This window comes from Chromobacterium sp. LK1 (assembly GCF_001043555.1).
In the GTDB taxonomy this organism is placed as follows: Bacteria; Pseudomonadota; Gammaproteobacteria; order Burkholderiales; family Chromobacteriaceae; genus Chromobacterium; species Chromobacterium aquaticum.
Map to the genome: position 1 here is coordinate 1 of NZ_LDUI01000005.1, position 15554 is coordinate 15554.

The 15554-nt window shown below is 63.6% G+C and carries 12 protein-coding genes; 6 read left to right on the forward strand and 6 right to left on the reverse strand.

The features are described 5' to 3' along the window. A partial coding sequence (locus VI26_RS02945) for a BON domain-containing protein (protein ID WP_048408264.1) occupies positions 1 to 313 on the forward strand: 313 nt, incomplete at its 5' end. Between the two features lie 156 nt (positions 314 to 469). Here VI26_RS02945 and VI26_RS02950 read toward each other — a convergent pair. From VI26_RS02950 to amgK, 5 genes are all read right to left on the reverse strand, one after another. Next, positions 470 to 1048, reverse strand: coding sequence for a hypothetical protein (locus VI26_RS02950; RefSeq protein ID WP_369799185.1), 579 nt, complete (start codon positions 1046 to 1048; stop codon positions 470 to 472). Between the two features lie 425 nt (positions 1049 to 1473). Next, positions 1474 to 2067 carry a Holliday junction branch migration protein RuvA gene (ruvA, locus tag VI26_RS02955; protein ID WP_048408266.1) on the reverse strand — a complete coding sequence of 198 codons (594 nt, stop codon included), beginning with the start codon at positions 2065 to 2067 and terminating at the stop codon, positions 1474 to 1476. 37 nt (positions 2068 to 2104) lie between these two features. Next, positions 2105 to 2656 carry a crossover junction endodeoxyribonuclease RuvC gene (gene ruvC / locus VI26_RS02960; RefSeq protein WP_048408267.1) on the reverse strand — a complete coding sequence of 184 codons (552 nt, stop codon included), beginning with the start codon at positions 2654 to 2656 and terminating at the stop codon, positions 2105 to 2107. A gap of 4 nt (positions 2657 to 2660) precedes the next feature. Continuing rightward, positions 2661 to 3368 (reverse strand): N-acetylmuramate alpha-1-phosphate uridylyltransferase MurU, encoded by a 708-nt coding sequence (gene murU, locus VI26_RS02965; protein ID WP_197081362.1) that lies wholly within the window; start codon positions 3366 to 3368, stop codon positions 2661 to 2663. A gap of 2 nt (positions 3369 to 3370) precedes the next feature. After that, on the reverse strand, positions 3371 to 4402 hold the full coding sequence (amgK, locus tag VI26_RS02970) for an N-acetylmuramate/N-acetylglucosamine kinase AmgK (RefSeq protein WP_048408269.1): 1032 nt from the start codon (positions 4400 to 4402) through the stop codon (positions 3371 to 3373). A 74-nt stretch (positions 4403 to 4476) separates the two neighbouring features. On the opposite strand from amgK, the gene VI26_RS02975 reads away from it, so the two are divergent. From VI26_RS02975 to VI26_RS02995, 5 genes are all read left to right on the forward strand, one after another. Continuing rightward, positions 4477 to 6750 (forward strand): LPS-assembly protein LptD, encoded by a 2274-nt coding sequence (locus VI26_RS02975; protein ID WP_048408422.1) that lies wholly within the window; start codon positions 4477 to 4479, stop codon positions 6748 to 6750. Between the two features lie 9 nt (positions 6751 to 6759). Then, positions 6760 to 8049: a peptidylprolyl isomerase gene (locus VI26_RS02980; RefSeq protein ID WP_197081363.1), complete on the forward strand. Its 1290-nt coding sequence runs from the start codon at positions 6760 to 6762 to the stop codon at positions 8047 to 8049. Between the two features lie 2 nt (positions 8050 to 8051). Then, a complete protein-coding gene (gene pdxA / locus VI26_RS02985) occupies positions 8052 to 9035 on the forward strand; it encodes a 4-hydroxythreonine-4-phosphate dehydrogenase PdxA (protein ID WP_048408271.1) in 984 nt (327 codons plus the stop codon). Positions 9036 to 9276: 241 nt separating this feature from the next. Continuing rightward, on the forward strand, positions 9277 to 13128 hold the full coding sequence (locus tag VI26_RS02990) for a DUF3683 domain-containing protein (protein WP_048408272.1): 3852 nt from the start codon (positions 9277 to 9279) through the stop codon (positions 13126 to 13128). A gap of 16 nt (positions 13129 to 13144) precedes the next feature. After that, positions 13145 to 13693, forward strand: coding sequence for a cysteine hydrolase family protein (locus tag VI26_RS02995; protein ID WP_048408273.1), 549 nt, complete (start codon positions 13145 to 13147; stop codon positions 13691 to 13693). 48 nt (positions 13694 to 13741) lie between these two features. Here VI26_RS02995 and VI26_RS03000 read toward each other — a convergent pair whose 3' ends face one another. Continuing rightward, positions 13742 to 15352: a glycosyl hydrolase family 18 protein gene (locus VI26_RS03000; protein ID WP_048408274.1), complete on the reverse strand. Its 1611-nt coding sequence runs from the start codon at positions 15350 to 15352 to the stop codon at positions 13742 to 13744. Between the last annotated feature and the right edge of the window lie 202 nt (positions 15353 to 15554).

Genomic DNA, 15554 nt, shown 5'->3' on the forward strand with positions numbered 1-15554 from the left:
CAGCGCCCCGGCCGACGACCACGCTCAACGCGCCACCGCAGCCAAGGGCGATGCCAGCGCCGCAGAAGCCATGGTGGCGGAAGCCGCGCCCAGCGCACCTGCAGCCAACCTGAACCAGGCGGTTCAGGAAACGGTATCCAAGGCTGCGGCCCAAGTCGGCGCCAATATCCAGAGCAGCGTGAAAGCGGGCGAAGTCATTCTGACCGGCACCGCGCCCAGCGAAGAAGCGCTGCGCCGCGTAGCCGAAGAAGCCTCTCGCGTGCCTGGCGTGACCGCGGTTCGCACCAACGTCACTCTCAAAGCCGCAGGCTAAACCCCTAGTGTTCGTCGGCGCGCTGCCCCCTGGCTCGCTTGCCCTGAGTACAGCAGCGCCGACCCTCGCTTTACCCGGAGTCGTCCCAAGGGACGCACGCAAGTGTGCCCGCCTCCATTCGCCGCCCTTCTGGGCGGCCTTTTTTATTCGCGGACGCTATCGTTTTCCACCGGCCCACACCGCTGCCGCGGCCTCGTCCCTGCTCATATAGCGGCTGATCAGCCGCAGCATGGTGCCGTCGCGATTCATGCCGTCCAGCAGTTGATGCCAGGCCCGGGCTTCGCCTTCGGAAAAACCGCGCTTGTTCAGCACCAGGCTGCGCGGACTTGGCGTCTCCTCGCGCTCCCAGTCAGCCACCCGCACCTTGCCCTCCAAACCATGCAGGCGGATTTTCTGGCGATAAACCATGGGCGTGGAAAAGATGCCGGCGACACGGCGCTGGGCCAGCAATCGGAACAAGGCATCCTCGTCGGCGACCTCAATCAGCCGGCGTTGCACCGCTAATTGGGTCACCAAGGGATCGAAGTAGCGGCTGGTGCTATAACTGCGCACGATGGCCCAGCGGCTGGACGGGGCGTCCTGGATAAAAGCTTCCATGGACTGGATGGAGGCCGATACCTCGGCCGATAGAATCGCGTACTGACGCAACTGGATATAGTTGAAGAACCAGTAAATCTTGCTCCGCTCCGGGGTTTCGATCGCGGAGCCGGTCATGTCCAGCATGCCGGCCTCCAACTCCTGCCAGATGCGCGCGCGGCATCACCAGGTACTCGAAACGGCAGCCGCTGCGGTGGCGCAGTTCTTCGGCGACATCCCGGTCCAGCCCTTGGCCGGCGCTATAAAACTGGCCGATTTCATAGAAGGCGAAACGGATGGGACGCGGCGGACACGCCACGCCGCCCTCGGCGCCCGCCCAACAGGCCGCCAGCGCCAAACCGCTCAGCACCATCCATGTCTTCACGATGAACCCGCCTCCAGGCCGCGCCACAGTGCCGCGCCATGCCCGCGCATGGCTCTCCCCACTATAGGCGAGCAGTACGCGGCTTTAGAAGCCGTTCACGCTCAGCAGTGCCCGGCAAGGCGCTCGGTGAAAACCGCTTCGAAGAGCACAGATATCGCTAATACCTTCCGCTGCCTCGCCCTTGCCCTCTGGACAGGTGCTAGAACTTCATCAGGCTCTTCAAGGCCAGGCGCACGCCCTCGCTCACCGTCACCTCGGCCGGCAGGCCCTTGATGGCGGCCGCCGCCTCTTTCTCGTTATATCCCAATGCCAGCAGGGCGTTGACGATGTCGCTCTTCTCGTCCGGCGTCGCGGCGAAAGCCAGCCCGCCCGGCGCGGTCAGCGTGCTGCCAGTGGCCAGCTTGCCGCGCAGTTCGAGCACCAGGCGCTCGGCGGTTTTCTTGCCTATGCCAGGCACCGCGGACAGACGCTTGATGTCCTCGCTGGCCACCGCCACCGCCAGTTCATCGGTGGTCATGCCGGAAAGAATGGCCAGCGCGATCTTGGCGCCGATGCCGCTCACCTTGATCAACTGACGGAAAGTCTGGCGATCTTCCTTGCTGGCGAAGCCGAACAGCAGATGAGCGTCCTCGCGCACCACCAGATGGGTGAATAGCGTGGTTTTCTGACCCAGCGCCGGCAGTTGGTAGAAAGTGGTCATCGGCACATCGACCTCGTAGCCGACGCCATTGACGTCCAGCACCACTTGCGGCGGTAGTTTTTCGATGAGATTGCCGCTCAGGCGTCCGATCATGTTCTGGTTCTTTCTTCAAGCGATAACAGGCAAGCGGCTATACCAGCCGGCCGCCGCGAATTTTCAAGCCGCTCTGCGCCAGTTGGCCCAAGGCGCCGGCGCTGAGGTTGGCATGCGCCAGGGCCACCGCCAGCGCATCGGCTGCGTCGGCCTGTGGCGTGCCGGACAGATTCAGCATCCGCACCACCATGTGCTGCACCTGCTCCTTGGCGGCCTTGCCATGGCCGGCCACGGATTGCTTGACCTGCAGCGCGGTGTATTCCGCCACCGGCAGGTCCCGCAACACCAGCGCGGCGATGCAGGCGCCGCGCGCCTGTCCCAGCATCAGCGTGGCCGCCGGATTGACGTTGACGAACACTTGCTCGATCGCCGCCGCCTGTGGTTGGTAGGTATCGATCACGCCGAACAGGCCGTCGACGATCACGCGGATGCGTTCGCTCAGCGGCGCGCCTGGCGGCGTGCGTATGCAGCCGGACGCGACATAGTGGCGCTGCTGGCCCAGCAAATCGATCACACCGAAGCCGGTGATGCGGCTGCCGGGATCGATGCCGAGAATGCGACGCGCGCCGGGAAGGGATGGAGCCGACATCGCCTCAACCCGGGACGGCGCGCAATTGCGCATCCAGCTGCTGCAATTGCTGCGGCGTGCCCACATTGTGCCAAGCGCCGTTGAAATACTCGCCGCTGGCTCTGCCCGCCGCGATGGCCGCATCGTAAAACGGCCGCATCGGCACGAAGCTGCCGGCCTGGATGGCGGCGAACATGCGGGTATCGTACAAGCCGATGCTGGAGAAGGTCAGCTTGCGCTCGCCGTCCGCCCGCAACAGACCATCCGCCGCCAAGGCGAAGTCGCCGCCGGCGTGGAAAGCCGGATTGTCGGTCATCACCAGATGCATGCCCGGTTCAACTCCGCGCTCCAGCGCATCCAAGCGTGGCAGCAGGCGGGCATAGTCGAAATCGGTGTAGATATCCGCCGCCACGCACAGGAAGGCGCAATCGCCCTCCTCGCGCAACAAGGGCAAGGCTTTGGCGATGCCGCCGGCGGTTTCCAAGGGCTCGCCCTCGGCGGAGTAGGCGATGCGCGCGCCAAAGCGCCGGCCATCGCCCAACTCTCTTTCAATCTGCGTGCCAAGCCAGGCATGGTTGATCACGATATCGGCGAAACCGGCCGCCACCAAGCGCTCGATCTGCCAGACGATCAAGGGTTTGCCGTCCACGGGCAACAAGGGCTTGGGCGTGTGATCGGTCAGCGGCCGCATCCGTTCACCGCGGCCGGCCGCCAGAATCATGGCTTTAGGCATGCTCACCCCTTGTAGCTCAGCACCGGATAGGCCGCTTGCAGTTCTTCGTCAGTCTCATCCTTGCCCACCAATTGCAGCAGCAACTGATAAAACGGCGCCAGTTCCTGATAACGACGGGAGGTCCGCTTCAGATATTTGATGAAACGCGGAATCTCGGCGCGGTATTTGTCCTTGCCGTCGCGGTGGAACAACCGCGCGAAAATACCGGCCACTTTCAGGTGGCGCTGTACCCCCATCCATTCGAAATCACGGTAGAAGGCATCGAACTCGGCCGGTACCGGCAGGCCCGCCGCGCGCGCCTTCTCCCAATAGCGGATCGCGATATCGAGCACGAAGGGCTCGTCCCACTCGATGAAGGCATCGCGCAGCAGACTGACGATGTCGTAGCTGATCGGACCGAATACCGCGTCCTGAAAATCCAGGACCCCGGGCTTGCCCGGTGTCAGCATCAGGTTGCGCACAATGAAATCTCGATGCACGAACACCCTGGACTGGGCCAGCAGCACCGGCAGCAAGGCCTGGACCCCGGCGTCCCATAATTGGCGCTGGGCGAAATTCAGCGGCTGGCCCAGCTCCTTGGCACAGAACCATTCCGGAAACAGATTCAACTCGCGCGTCAGCAGCGCTGCGTCGTATTCCGGCAACACTCCCGGCTGGCTGGCGGACTGGATTTCCACCAAGGTGTCCAGCGCCTCCAGCAATAGATGACGCCGCACCTGTTCGCGTCCATCGTGTTCCAAGGCGGCCAGATAGGTCACCCGCCCCAGATCCTCCAACAACAGCAGGCCCTGTTCGCGATCACGCGCCAGCAGCTTGGGAACATTGACCATCGCGAAAACGTCGCGCACTTGCACATAGGCATCGGTGCTCATTTTTTCCGGCGGCGCGTCCATCACGATGCAACTCGCGCCGTCCGGCCAAGTCGCACGAAAGTAGCGCCGGAAATCGGCATCCGCGGCGGCGAATTCCAGCCCGATGTCCTGCCCGGGATACAAATCCGCCAGCCATTTCTTGATGAGTTCCTGTCTGTGCATGTCGCTTCGTCTTGGTGCTGATAGAATTGGCTGATTTTATACTGCCCCGCCGCCCCTTAGATATGGCTTTGTGCATGCCCAGAATCAAACCCCATCCGCTAGCCTTGGCGCTGGCAGCCGCGTTTTCGCTGAACCCCGCGCTGGCGCTGGCCGATGAAGACGCGCCGATCGCCCTGCCCACACCGCCCAAGGCCGAAGGCCAAACCCATGTCACCGCCGACGATATGGACGGTGAAATGAATGTGGAATTGAAAGCGCGCGGCAATGTGGTGGTCACTCGCGACGACCAGAAGCTGGAATCCGACTGGTTGAATTACTACCAGAACAAGGATCGGGTCAAAGCCGGCGACCGCTTCAAGATGACGCGCGGCGTCGATGTCGTCACCGGCACCACACTGGATTACAACGTCGCCGACTACAGCGGCACCGGCATGGACCCGGTGTTCGCGATGGGCAAGCCGGCACCGGCCGCCAAGGGCGCGCCGGCGAGCACCCGCCCGATGAGCACGGTGCCGATGCGCGGCGATGGCCAGCAAGTGGACTTCCGCGGTCAGAATCTATACCGGGTCTACAATAGCCGCATCAATAGCTGCGAGCCCGGCGACGACTCCTGGTATCTGAACTCTTCCTTGCTGGATCTGGACTACGTCAATGGTGTCGGCGTCGCTCGCAACGCGCGGCTGAATTTCTACGGCGTGCCCATCCTGTACACCCCGTGGATGGATTTCCCGCTCAATGGCAACCGCAAGAGCGGCTTCCTGCCGCCCACCTTCAAGACCGGCAGCAACGGCACCGAGGTCGCGTTGCCGTATTACTGGAATATCGCGCCCAACTACGACGCGACCATCACCCCGCATTTCAACGATAAACATGGCACCATGCTGGGTGCGGAGTTCCGCTACCTGCAACCCAACTACACCGGTTCGATCTACACCGAGCAATTGCCCAAGGACAAGGTTACCGACAAGAACCGCTACGCCTGGTATGCAACACATAACCAGACGCTGGCGCCGGGCCTGAGCTTCGGCTACAACGCCAACTACGTTTCCGATCCGAATTACTTCAAGGATTTCGGCGACCGTCTCAGCATCGCCGCCAACGTCAACCTGGTGCGCGAAGCCTGGCTCAGCTACGGCTTTGGCTGGCAGGGCGGTTCGGCCAACGCCACCTTGCGCGCGCAGCGCTACCAGACCTTGCTGGAAAACCCCGGCCCCGGCGATATCCCCTACGCACGGCTGCCACAGCTAACCTTTAGTGTTAGCCAGCAGTTACCTCAGGGCTTCAGCGCCAATCTGCAAAGCGAGTTGACCCGCTTCTCGCACCCAAAGCTGCAAAACGGCGATCGCCTGGTCGCCTATCCCAGCCTGAGCTGGAGCCTAGACAAGAGCTGGGGCTTTCTGAAACCCAAGATCGGCATACACCTGACCGAGTACCAGCTGGACGCGCTGCCCGGTCAGCAAGCGCGTTCGGTGTCGCGCAGCCTGCCCATTTTCAGCACTGACGCCGGCCTCTACTTCGACCGCGACACCGAATTCCTGGGGCAGGACCATCTGTTGACGCTGGAACCGCGGCTGTTCTACGTCAATATTCCGACCCGCAATCAGAACAATCTACCCAACTTCGATACCTCGGAAAACGACTTCAACTTCGCTCAATTGTTCACCGAGAACCGCTTCTCCGGTTCCGACCGCGTCAACGGCGCCAATCAGCTGACCACGGCGCTGACCAGCCGCCTGGTCAGCCAGGAAAACGGCATGGAGCGGATCCGGCTGACGGTGGGCAAGCGCTACTACTTCAACCAGGACGACATCACGCTGGCCGGTGTGCCACAGCAACGCACCGTCAGCGGCTCCAACCTGTTGCTGGGCGCCGGCGGTGACTTGGCCAAGGGCTGGCGGCTGGACAGCTCCTATGAATGGAACGAGGCGCTGAAAACCACCGAGCGTTACAATGCCCAGCTGCGCTACAACCCGGCGGCGGGCAAGGTGCTCAGCGCCCGCTACCGTTATGGCCGCTACGAGCAGCTCGACAACTCCTCGCTCTACGGCCCGCTGCGCCAGGTGGACATCGCCGCGCAATGGCCGATCGCCAAGAAATGGTATGCGCTAGGCCGCTACAACTACTCGCTGGCCGACCGCAAGCCGCTGGAACAACTGGCCGGTTTCGAGTACAACGACGGTTGCTGGTCGGCGCGCATGGTCGGTCAGCGCTATGTCAGCGATCTGACCACCACCAAGAACGCCATTTATTTCCAACTGGAATTCAAAGGCCTGGGCGGTTTCGGCAACAACCCAGTCAACACGCTGAAGCTGGCGATTCCCGGTTATAGCAAGACTAACGACTTATAAGCGATGATCATGAAACAGACTCTGCTCGCCCTGTTGCTGGCCGGTGCCCTGCAAGGCGCCGTCGCCGCTCCCGCCACCCCGGTCAAAGAAGTGGACCGCATCGTAGCGGTGGTCAACAAGAACGTGATCACCTGGCTGGACCTGCAAGCCCGCGTCGACGAAGCGATCAAACAGCTACAGGCTCAGAAAGTGGCGCCTCCGGCGCGTCAGGTGCTGGAAAAACAGATGCTGGAGCAGATGATCACCGAAGAAGTGCAGCTGCAATACGCCGCCAGCGGCGGCCTGCGCATCGATGACGCCGCGGTGGACCAGGCCGTGGCCAATCTGGCCAAGCAGAACAAAATGGATCTGGCCGGCCTGAAAGCGCAGCTGGCCAAGGAGGGCCTGGCCTTCGACAAGCTGCGCGCCGAAGTGCGCAAGGAGCTGACCATCGCCCGCCTGCGCGACAGCGAAGTCGCCGCCAAGGTAAATGTCAACGAGACCGAAGTCGACCAGGTGCTGAAAAGCGCGCAGAGCGGCAACCGCGCCGAATACCACCTAGCCAGCGTCCTGATCAATGTGCCGGAGCGCGCCGATGCCAAGCAGATCGACACCCTGTCGAAGAAAGCGGAGAAAGCCCTGACGGAACTGGACGCAGGCCAGCCCTTCGCCAAGGTCTCGGCCAGCTACTCCGACGCGCCCAATGCGCTGAAAGGCGGCGATATGGGCTGGCGCAGCGCGGTGTCGCTGCCAGTGGAGTTCGTGCAGATGCTGGAGCAGCTGAAAACCGGCCAGCACACCAATGTAATCCGCACCCAGCAAGGCTTCTTCATCTTCCAACTGCAGGACAAGCGTGACAGCGGCGCGCCGATGATGGTGGAGCAATACCATGTGCGTCACATTCTGATCCGCACCAACGAGGCAGTATCGGCCAATGACGCCAAGACCCGCATCGAACAGGTACGCGACCGCATCCAGCGCGGCGCCAAGTTCGCCGACATGGCCAAGCTCTACTCCGAAGACGGCAGCAACGCCAAGGGCGGCGATCTGGGCTGGGTCAACCTCGGCGATCTGGTGCCGGACTTCGAGAACGCGATGACCCAACTGCCGATCGGCCAGCTGTCGCAGCCGGTGCGCACCCCGTTTGGCTGGCATTTGATCCTGGTCGAGGGCAAGCGCAATCAGGACGTGTCCGGCGACCGCGAACGGCTGGCGATCAAGCAGCAGATCCGCTCCCGCAAGATCGAACAGGCCTACGCCGACTGGGTGCGCCAGCTGCGCGACTCCGCCTTTGTCGAAGAACGGCTGGACGAGAAGTAAGCATGAGCGTCCCGGTATTGGCCATCACCACCGGCGAGCCGGCCGGGGTCGGCCCGGACCTGGCGCTGCGGCTGACCGAAGCCGGCGTCGATGCGCGTTGCGTGCTGATCGGCGACAAATCGCTGCTGGCGGCGCGCGCGCGCCAACTGGGCCTCGCGCTGCCGCTGCATGATTATGTTGCGGACACGCCCGCGCCGACACAGGGACTGGAAGTCTGCCATGTGCCGCTGGCGGCGCCCGTCGTCACCGGGCGACTGGACCCGGCCAACGCCGGTTATGTGCTGGCAACGCTGGACTGCGCCGTCGACGGCTGCCTGACCGGCGAATTCGCCGCCATGGTAACCGCGCCGGTGCACAAGGGAGTCATCAACGACGGCGGCGTCGCCTTCTCCGGCCACACCGAATACCTGGCCGAGCGCACGCACACGCCCAAGGTGGTGATGATGCTGGCCGGCGGCGGCATGCGCGTGGCGCTGGCCACCACTCATCTGCCGCTGCGTGAGGTCGCCGATGCCATCACCCCGGACAGCCTGGAACAGGTCATCCGCATCCTGCACGCTGACCTGCGCGCCAAGTTCGGCATCGCCGCGCCACGCGTGCTGGTGGCGGGCCTGAACCCGCACGCGGGCGAAGGCGGTCATCTGGGCCGCGAGGAAATCGAAATCATCGAACCGCTGCTGACGCGGCTACGCGGCCAGGGCATGGACTTGATCGGACCCTTGCCGGCCGACACCCTGTTCAACCCGGACAAACTGGCCGGCTGCGACGCGGTGCTGGCGATGTACCACGACCAGGGCCTGCCAGTGCTCAAGCACGCCAGCTTTGGCGCCGGCATCAATATCACCCTGGGACTACCCATCATCCGCACCTCGGTCGACCACGGCACCGCGCTAGACCTGGCCGGCAGCGGTCTTGCTCATCCGGGCAGCCTGTTCGAAGCCGTGCAGCTGGCCCAACGCCTGGCCCTCAACTCCTCCACGCGCTGATGCTCATCTAGCCGGCGGCCATTCTGGCCGCCGGCAGCTCACGCAACGGTGTCGCCACCCAGCCCTATCCATTCCACCAAAACACTGCCGCCACGTCCCACCCAAGAACGGTAGGACAATATCCGATCTCCGCAATATCTTGAAGTAAAGAGGGAAATCCCTAGCGAATACGGGTTTTTCGCAACGCAACAATTGGGCTACACTGGTGGACGTTTTTCCAATAATGACAGCTGCACGGACAATGACCACCACCACCCAAGCCCGTGTGCGGGAGATCCCGTACAACTACACCTCGTACTCCGATCGCGAAATCTTCATCCGCCTGCTGGGCGAGCCGATGTGGAAACTGCTGGAGGAGCTGCGCGCCGAGCGCAAGACCGGCCGCTCCGCCCGCATGCTGTTCGAGGTCTTGGGCGATATCTGGGTGGTGGACCGCAACCCCTATCTGGTCGACGACCTGCTGGACAATCCCAAGCGGCTGGCGGCCTTGGTGGACGCGATGCGCCACCGGCTGGCCGAAGTGGAAAAACGCCGCGAAGGCAATGACAAGGTGGGCAAGATGCTGACCGCGGCGCGCGCCGCCGTCGAGCGCTTCGCCGAACAGTTCGAGGACACTCGCGAGCTGCGCGCCAAGATCCTGAAGAAGCTGTCCCGGCTCACCCGCCGCGACAATATCCAGTTCGACGGCCTGTCCCGCGTCGCCCACGTCACCGACGCCACCGACTGGCGCGTCGAATATCCGTTCGTGGTGCTGAGCCCGGACAGCGAAGCCGAAATCGCGCCGCTGGTGCGCGCCTGTATCGAGCTGGGCCTGACCATCATTCCGCGCGGCGGCGGCACCGGCTACACCGGCGGCGCGGTGCCGCTGGACCGCATGAGCGCGGTGATCAACACCGAAAAGCTGGACCGCCACCTCGGCGTTGAACAGATCGAACTGCCCGGCCTGAACGGCCTCCGCGCCACCATACAATGCGGCGCCGGCGTGGTCACCGCCCGCGTCGCCGAGGCTGCCGCGGCGGCCGGCCTGGTGTTCGCGGTGGACCCCACCTCGGCCGAGGCCTCCTGTATCGGCGGCAATATCGCGATGAACGCCGGCGGCAAGAAGGCGGTGCTATGGGGCACCACGCTGGACAACCTCGCCAGCTGGAAAATGGTGGACGCCAACGGCCAATGGCAGTTCATCGAACGCCTGGAGCACAACTACGGCAAGATTCACGATGTCGACGTCGCCCGCTTCCGCGTCAGCCAGCTCAAGGACGACGGCCAGACCGTGGTGTCCAGCCGTCAGCTGGACATCCCCGGCAGCGCCTTCCGCAAAGTGGGCCTGGGAAAGGACGTCACCGACAAATTCCTGGCCGGCCTGCCCGCCGTGCAGAAGGAGGGCTGCGACGGCATCATCACCAGCGCCCGCTTTGTGCTGCATCGCATGCCCGCGCATATCCGCACCGTCTGCCTGGAGTTCTTCGGCACCGTGGCCGAAGCCACGCCGGCCATCGTCGAAATCACCGATCTGTTCAAGCCCGGCGGCACGGCGCTGGCCGCCGGCGTGCAGCTGGCCGGCCTAGAACACCTGGACTGGCGCTATGTGCGCGCGGTGTCCTATGTGACCAAGGCCAAGAGCAAAGGCCGCCCCAAGATGGTGCTGATCGCCGACCTGGTGTCGGACCACGAGGACGCGGTGGCGGAAGCCGCCAGCCAAGTGGTGCGGCTGGCCAACGCGCGTCACGGCGAAGGCTTCATCGCCATCACCCCGGAAACGCGCAAGCGCTTCTGGCTGGACCGCAGCCGCACCGCCGCCATCGCCAAGCACACCAACGCCTTCAAGATCAACGAAGACGTGGTGATCCCGCTGCCGCGGCTGGGCGATTACAGCGACGGCATCGAACGCATCAATATCGAGCTGTCGATCCAGAACAAGCTGCGCCTGCTCGATACCTTGACCGAGTATTTCCACGGCCGGCTGCCGGTGGACAAGCTGGACACCAATCTGCCATCGGAAGAACTGATCGGCGACCGCCGCGCCTCGGCGCTGTCCCAGCTCGCCATCACCCGCGACCGCTGGCAGTGGCTGTTGGAACACCTTGACCGTCCCTTCCACGAATACCGCGAGCGCTGGCCGCACGCGCCGCTGGAAGACGCCGCGGCAACGCCAGCCTCGGTGTTTCACGCGCTGCGCGACATGGTCGTGCGCGTCAGCTGGAAGCGCGAAATGCAGGCCGAACTGGAGCAACTGTTCTCCGGCAACACCGACGGCCCCATCCTGGCCGCCATCCGCGCCATCCAGCAAAAAGTGCTGCGCAGCCGCGTGTTTGTCGCGCTGCACATGCATGCCGGCGACGGCAACGTCCACACCAACCTGCCGGTCAACTCCGACGATTACGAGATGCTGCAAAGCGCGCACAAGGCGGTGGAGCGCATCATGGCGCTGGCGCGCTCCTTGGGCGGAGTGATTTCCGGCGAGCACGGCATCGGCATCACCAAGCTGGAATTCCTCAGCGAGGAGGAAATCGCCCCCTTCCGCGCCTACAAGCAGCAAGTGGACCCCAACGGCCACTTCAACCGCGGCAAGCTGCTACCCGGCGCCGACCTGGCCATGGCTTATACGCCGTCCTTCTCCTTGCTGGGCGCGGAATCGCTGATCCTGGAACAATCCGACATCGGCGCGATCAGCGATTCGATCAAGGACTGCCTGCGCTGCGGCAAGTGCAAACCGGTGTGCTCCACCCATGTGCCGCGCGCCAATCTGCTGTACTCGCCGCGCAACAAGATTCTCGGCGTCGGCCTGCTAACCGAGGCCTTCCTCTACGAAGAGCAGACCCGCCGCGGCGTCAGCCTCAAGCATTTCGAGGAATTATCCGATGTCGCCGACCATTGCACGGTCTGCCACCGCTGCGTCAAGCCCTGCCCGGTCAAGATCGACTTCGGCGATGTTTCGGTGGCGATGCGCAACTTCCTGCGCAAGACCGGCAACAAGAGTTTCAACCCCGGCACCGCCGTCGGCATGGCCTTTCTCACCGCCAAGGACCCGGCCACCATCAAGGCCTTGCGCACCGGCCTGGTCGGCGTCGCCTACAAGGCGCAGCGGCTGGGCAACGCGGTGGGCAAGCGCCTGGGCTTGATAGGCTCCCAGACCCGGCAACCGCCGGCCACCGTCGGCAAGGCGCCGGTCAAGGAGCAGGTGATCCACTTCATCAACAAGCCCATGCCCGGCGGCCTGCCCAAGAAAACCGCGCGCGCGCTGCTGGACGTGGAAGACGCCAGCATCGTGCCCATCATCCGCAACCCCAAGCTGTCGGAAGACGCGGAAGCGGTGTTCTACTTCCCCGGCTGCGGCTCGGAGCGCCTGTTCAGCCAGGTTGGCCTCGCCACCCAGGCCATGCTGTGGCATGTCGGCGCGCAGACGGTGCTGCCTCCCGGCTATCTGTGCTGCGGCTATCCGCAGACCAGCGCCGGCTATCAGGACAAGGGCGACGCGATCACCACCGAGAACCGGGTGCTGTTCCACCGCGTGGCCACCACGCTGAACTACCTGGACATCAAGACCGTGGTGGTCAGCTGCGGCACCTGCTACGACCAGTTGTCGCAATACCGCTTCGAGGACATCTTCCCGGGCTGCCGCATCATCGACATCCATGAATACCTGATGGAGAAGGGCGTCAAGCTGGACGGCGTCGGCGGTCAGCAATACCTGTATCACGATCCCTGCCACACGCCGATGAAGGCCTATCAGCCTATGAAGGTGGTCAACGAGCTGCTAGGCGGCGGCGTGGCGCTGTCAGACCGCTGCTGCGGCGAATCCGGCACCTTCGCCGCCAGCCGGCCGGACATCGCCACTCAGGTGCGCTCGCGCAAGGAAGAGGAAATCAACAAGAACCTGCAGGCACTGACCGGTGGCGCCAAGCCTGTCCAGCCAGTGAAGATCCTGACCTCCTGCCCGTCCTGCCTGCAAGGCCTGTCGCGCTACAGCCCGGACACCGGCACCGAAGCCGACTACATCGTGGTGGAAATCGCCAAGCATGTGCTGGGGCCGAACTGGTTGAAGCAGTATGTGGATCAGGCGCGCGATGGCGGCATTGAGCGCGTGCTTCTATAAGGTTGGAGAACAACCCATGGGCAATAAAGCGTTGATCATCATCGACGTGCAATACGGCCAGATCGAAGGCCAGCCCCGCGCCGGCCGTGCCGACGCCGTGCTGGCCAATCTCAACCGCGCCATCGCGCTGGCGCGCCGCCAACACATGCCGGTGATCTTCATCCAGCACGACAGCGGCCCCGGCAGCGATCTGGCGCGCGACAGCGAGGCCTGGCAGCTGCATCCGGCGCTAGCGCGGCAGGATGGCGATGCCGTGGTGCACAAACGCTTCAGCGACAGCTTCCAGCACACCACGCTGACCGAGCTGCTGCGCGGCGGCGATATCGACGAGCTGTGGCTGGCCGGCTCCGCCACCGAGTTCTGCGTCGACAGCGCGCTGCGCTCGGCGATGTCGCAGGAATACAGCGTCACCCTGATCGCCGACGCTCACACCTGCAAACCACGACCTCAACTGAACGCGGAACAGGTGATCGATCACTTCAACTGGATCTGGTCCAATCTGGACGAAACACCCAAGCCCTTACGCGTGCGCGGCATCGCCGAGTTGGAAAGCGGCGCGGCTTAAACGAAAACCGCCGGGCACGCCCGGCGGTTTCTCTTTGCTGCTTCCGTGTTACTTCAACGGCGATGCGGCCGAGGCCTTGGCCGCCGCCTTCTTCTTGGCCGCGGCGGCGTCCTGACGCACTTCGCTGGTGGTCTTCAACAAAGTGCCCTGGGCGTCGTCGCCGTCCAGGGACCAGCTGAACACCCCACCCAGTTGCTGCTGGCGCACATAGTCCAGCTTGGTGCGGATGGTGGCCGGGTCGTCGTAGCTCCAGAACTCATTGCCGTCGTAAGTCCACAACTGCTTGCTGACCGGATGCACGAACTGCTTGGCGGAACGCGTCTTCAGCACCTTGTAATCCTCGATGCCGGCCTCGTAAGTGCCCTTGCCGGCTCCGGTCGCCACTTGATACAGGCCATCGCCCTTGGCTCCCGCCGCCACGCCGGCCCAGCCGCGGCCATAGAACGGGATGCCCACGTTCAGCTTGGCCTTGGGCACGCCGGCGGTGACCAGGGTCTGGATCGCGTCGTTGACGTTGTAGTAGACGCGGTCGCCAGTCACCGGCGCGGCCGGATCGCGGAACAGATTGGACTGGAAGTTGGTCGGCCCCTTGGCGTCCCAGCCGCCGTTGAAGTCGTAAGTCATCACATTGATCCAGTCCATATAGGCCGCGTACTTGGCCGGCTCGGTCTGGCGGATCTTGTCGACGCCGGAGCCAATCGCCGCGGTCAGGTAGTAGCGGCGCTTGTTCTGCGCGGTCAGCGCGTCCAGCTGGCTGCGGAATTCCGCCATCAGCAAGGTGAAGTTCTGCTTGTCGTTGGGATCCACGCTATTGGTCGGCAGACCGCCGCCGCCCGGGTATTCCCAATCGATGTCGATGCCGTCGAACACGCCCTTGGCCGCGCCGGCGCCGCCGGCGTTCTCGCCCACCGGCAGATTGCCTTTCAGGTACAGATCGATGCAGGACGCGACCATGGCCTTGCGGCCGGCGTCGGTGGCGGCGAACTTGCCGAAGTTTTTCGACCAGGTCCAGCCGCCCAGTGAAATCAGCACTTTCAGCGAAGGATTGGCCAGCTTCAGCTTGCGCAGCTGATTGAAGTTGCCGCGCAGCGGATCGCTCCAGGCATCTGCCTTGCCGTCCACCGACTCATTGGCGCCGAAGGATTTCTGGTAATCAGCCCAAGCGTCGCCGCCGTCGCCGTTGCCGTTCTCTGCACGGGTCACCATGCCGCACTTGCCGTCGGCGTAGACATTGCCGAAAGCGTAATTCAGGAAGGTCAGCTTCTTATCGCCGCCTGCGTCCACCAGATTGCGCAGCTTGTAATTGCGGCCGTAAATGCTCCATTGCGCAAAATAGGAGCCGACATGGCGGCCCACGGTCGGCGTCGGTTCCGGCGGCACGCCGGTGCCCGGACCCGGGCCGGGATCGCCGCCGCCGGGCGTGCATTCGCTGGCCGGCCGCTCTTCCCACGGCCCCCATTGATCCGCGCCTGGTTGATTGTTCTGCGTCCACCATTTGGCGCGCCAGGTCTTGTTGGCGTGCAGGGCGTAATCGCCGCCGTTATAGGTCTGCGCACCGCTCCACGCATTGCAGGCCGGCGCGGCGAATACCGCCGCGCTGCTCAACAACAAGCCGGCCCCTCCAAACAGCGCCGACAACGTCAACGAAAGCTTCGACATTCGGACCTCCTCAATTCTGTCAGTGATCACGGCAGCGTCATGCTGTCCCCGCTGCAGCACCGCAAGCCGGCGTTTTAGTTCGGACATGTGGTATTACAGTGGTATCAGATTCGAGCAATCACTCCACCGCTGCCAACCCAAATTTCACCAACCTGTCCTTAATAACAGTTAAAACAGGTCAAAAGTATTGCCTTACGTCGCC

Excerpts from the sequence above, each read along its gene's own strand:
- VI26_RS02975 (WP_048408422.1), top strand. The coding sequence starts at position 4,477 with ATGCCCAGAATCAAACCCCATCCGCTAGCCTTGGCGCTGGCAGCCGCG.
- VI26_RS03000 (WP_048408274.1), bottom strand. The coding sequence starts at position 15,352 with ATGTCGAAGCTTTCGTTGACGTTGTCGGCGCTGTTTGGAGGGGCCGGC.
- VI26_RS02980 (WP_197081363.1), top strand. The coding sequence starts at position 6,760 with ATGAAACAGACTCTGCTCGCCCTGTTGCTGGCCGGTGCCCTGCAAGGC.
- pdxA (WP_048408271.1), top strand. The coding sequence starts at position 8,052 with ATGAGCGTCCCGGTATTGGCCATCACCACCGGCGAGCCGGCCGGGGTC.
- murU (WP_197081362.1), bottom strand. The coding sequence starts at position 3,368 with ATGCCTAAAGCCATGATTCTGGCGGCCGGCCGCGGTGAACGGATGCGG.
- VI26_RS02990 (WP_048408272.1), top strand. The coding sequence starts at position 9,277 with ATGACCACCACCACCCAAGCCCGTGTGCGGGAGATCCCGTACAACTAC.
- ruvC (WP_048408267.1), bottom strand. The coding sequence starts at position 2,656 with ATGTCGGCTCCATCCCTTCCCGGCGCGCGTCGCATTCTCGGCATCGAT.
- ruvA (WP_048408266.1), bottom strand. The coding sequence starts at position 2,067 with ATGATCGGACGCCTGAGCGGCAATCTCATCGAAAAACTACCGCCGCAA.
- amgK (WP_048408269.1), bottom strand. The coding sequence starts at position 4,402 with ATGCACAGACAGGAACTCATCAAGAAATGGCTGGCGGATTTGTATCCC.
- VI26_RS02995 (WP_048408273.1), top strand. The coding sequence starts at position 13,145 with ATGGGCAATAAAGCGTTGATCATCATCGACGTGCAATACGGCCAGATC.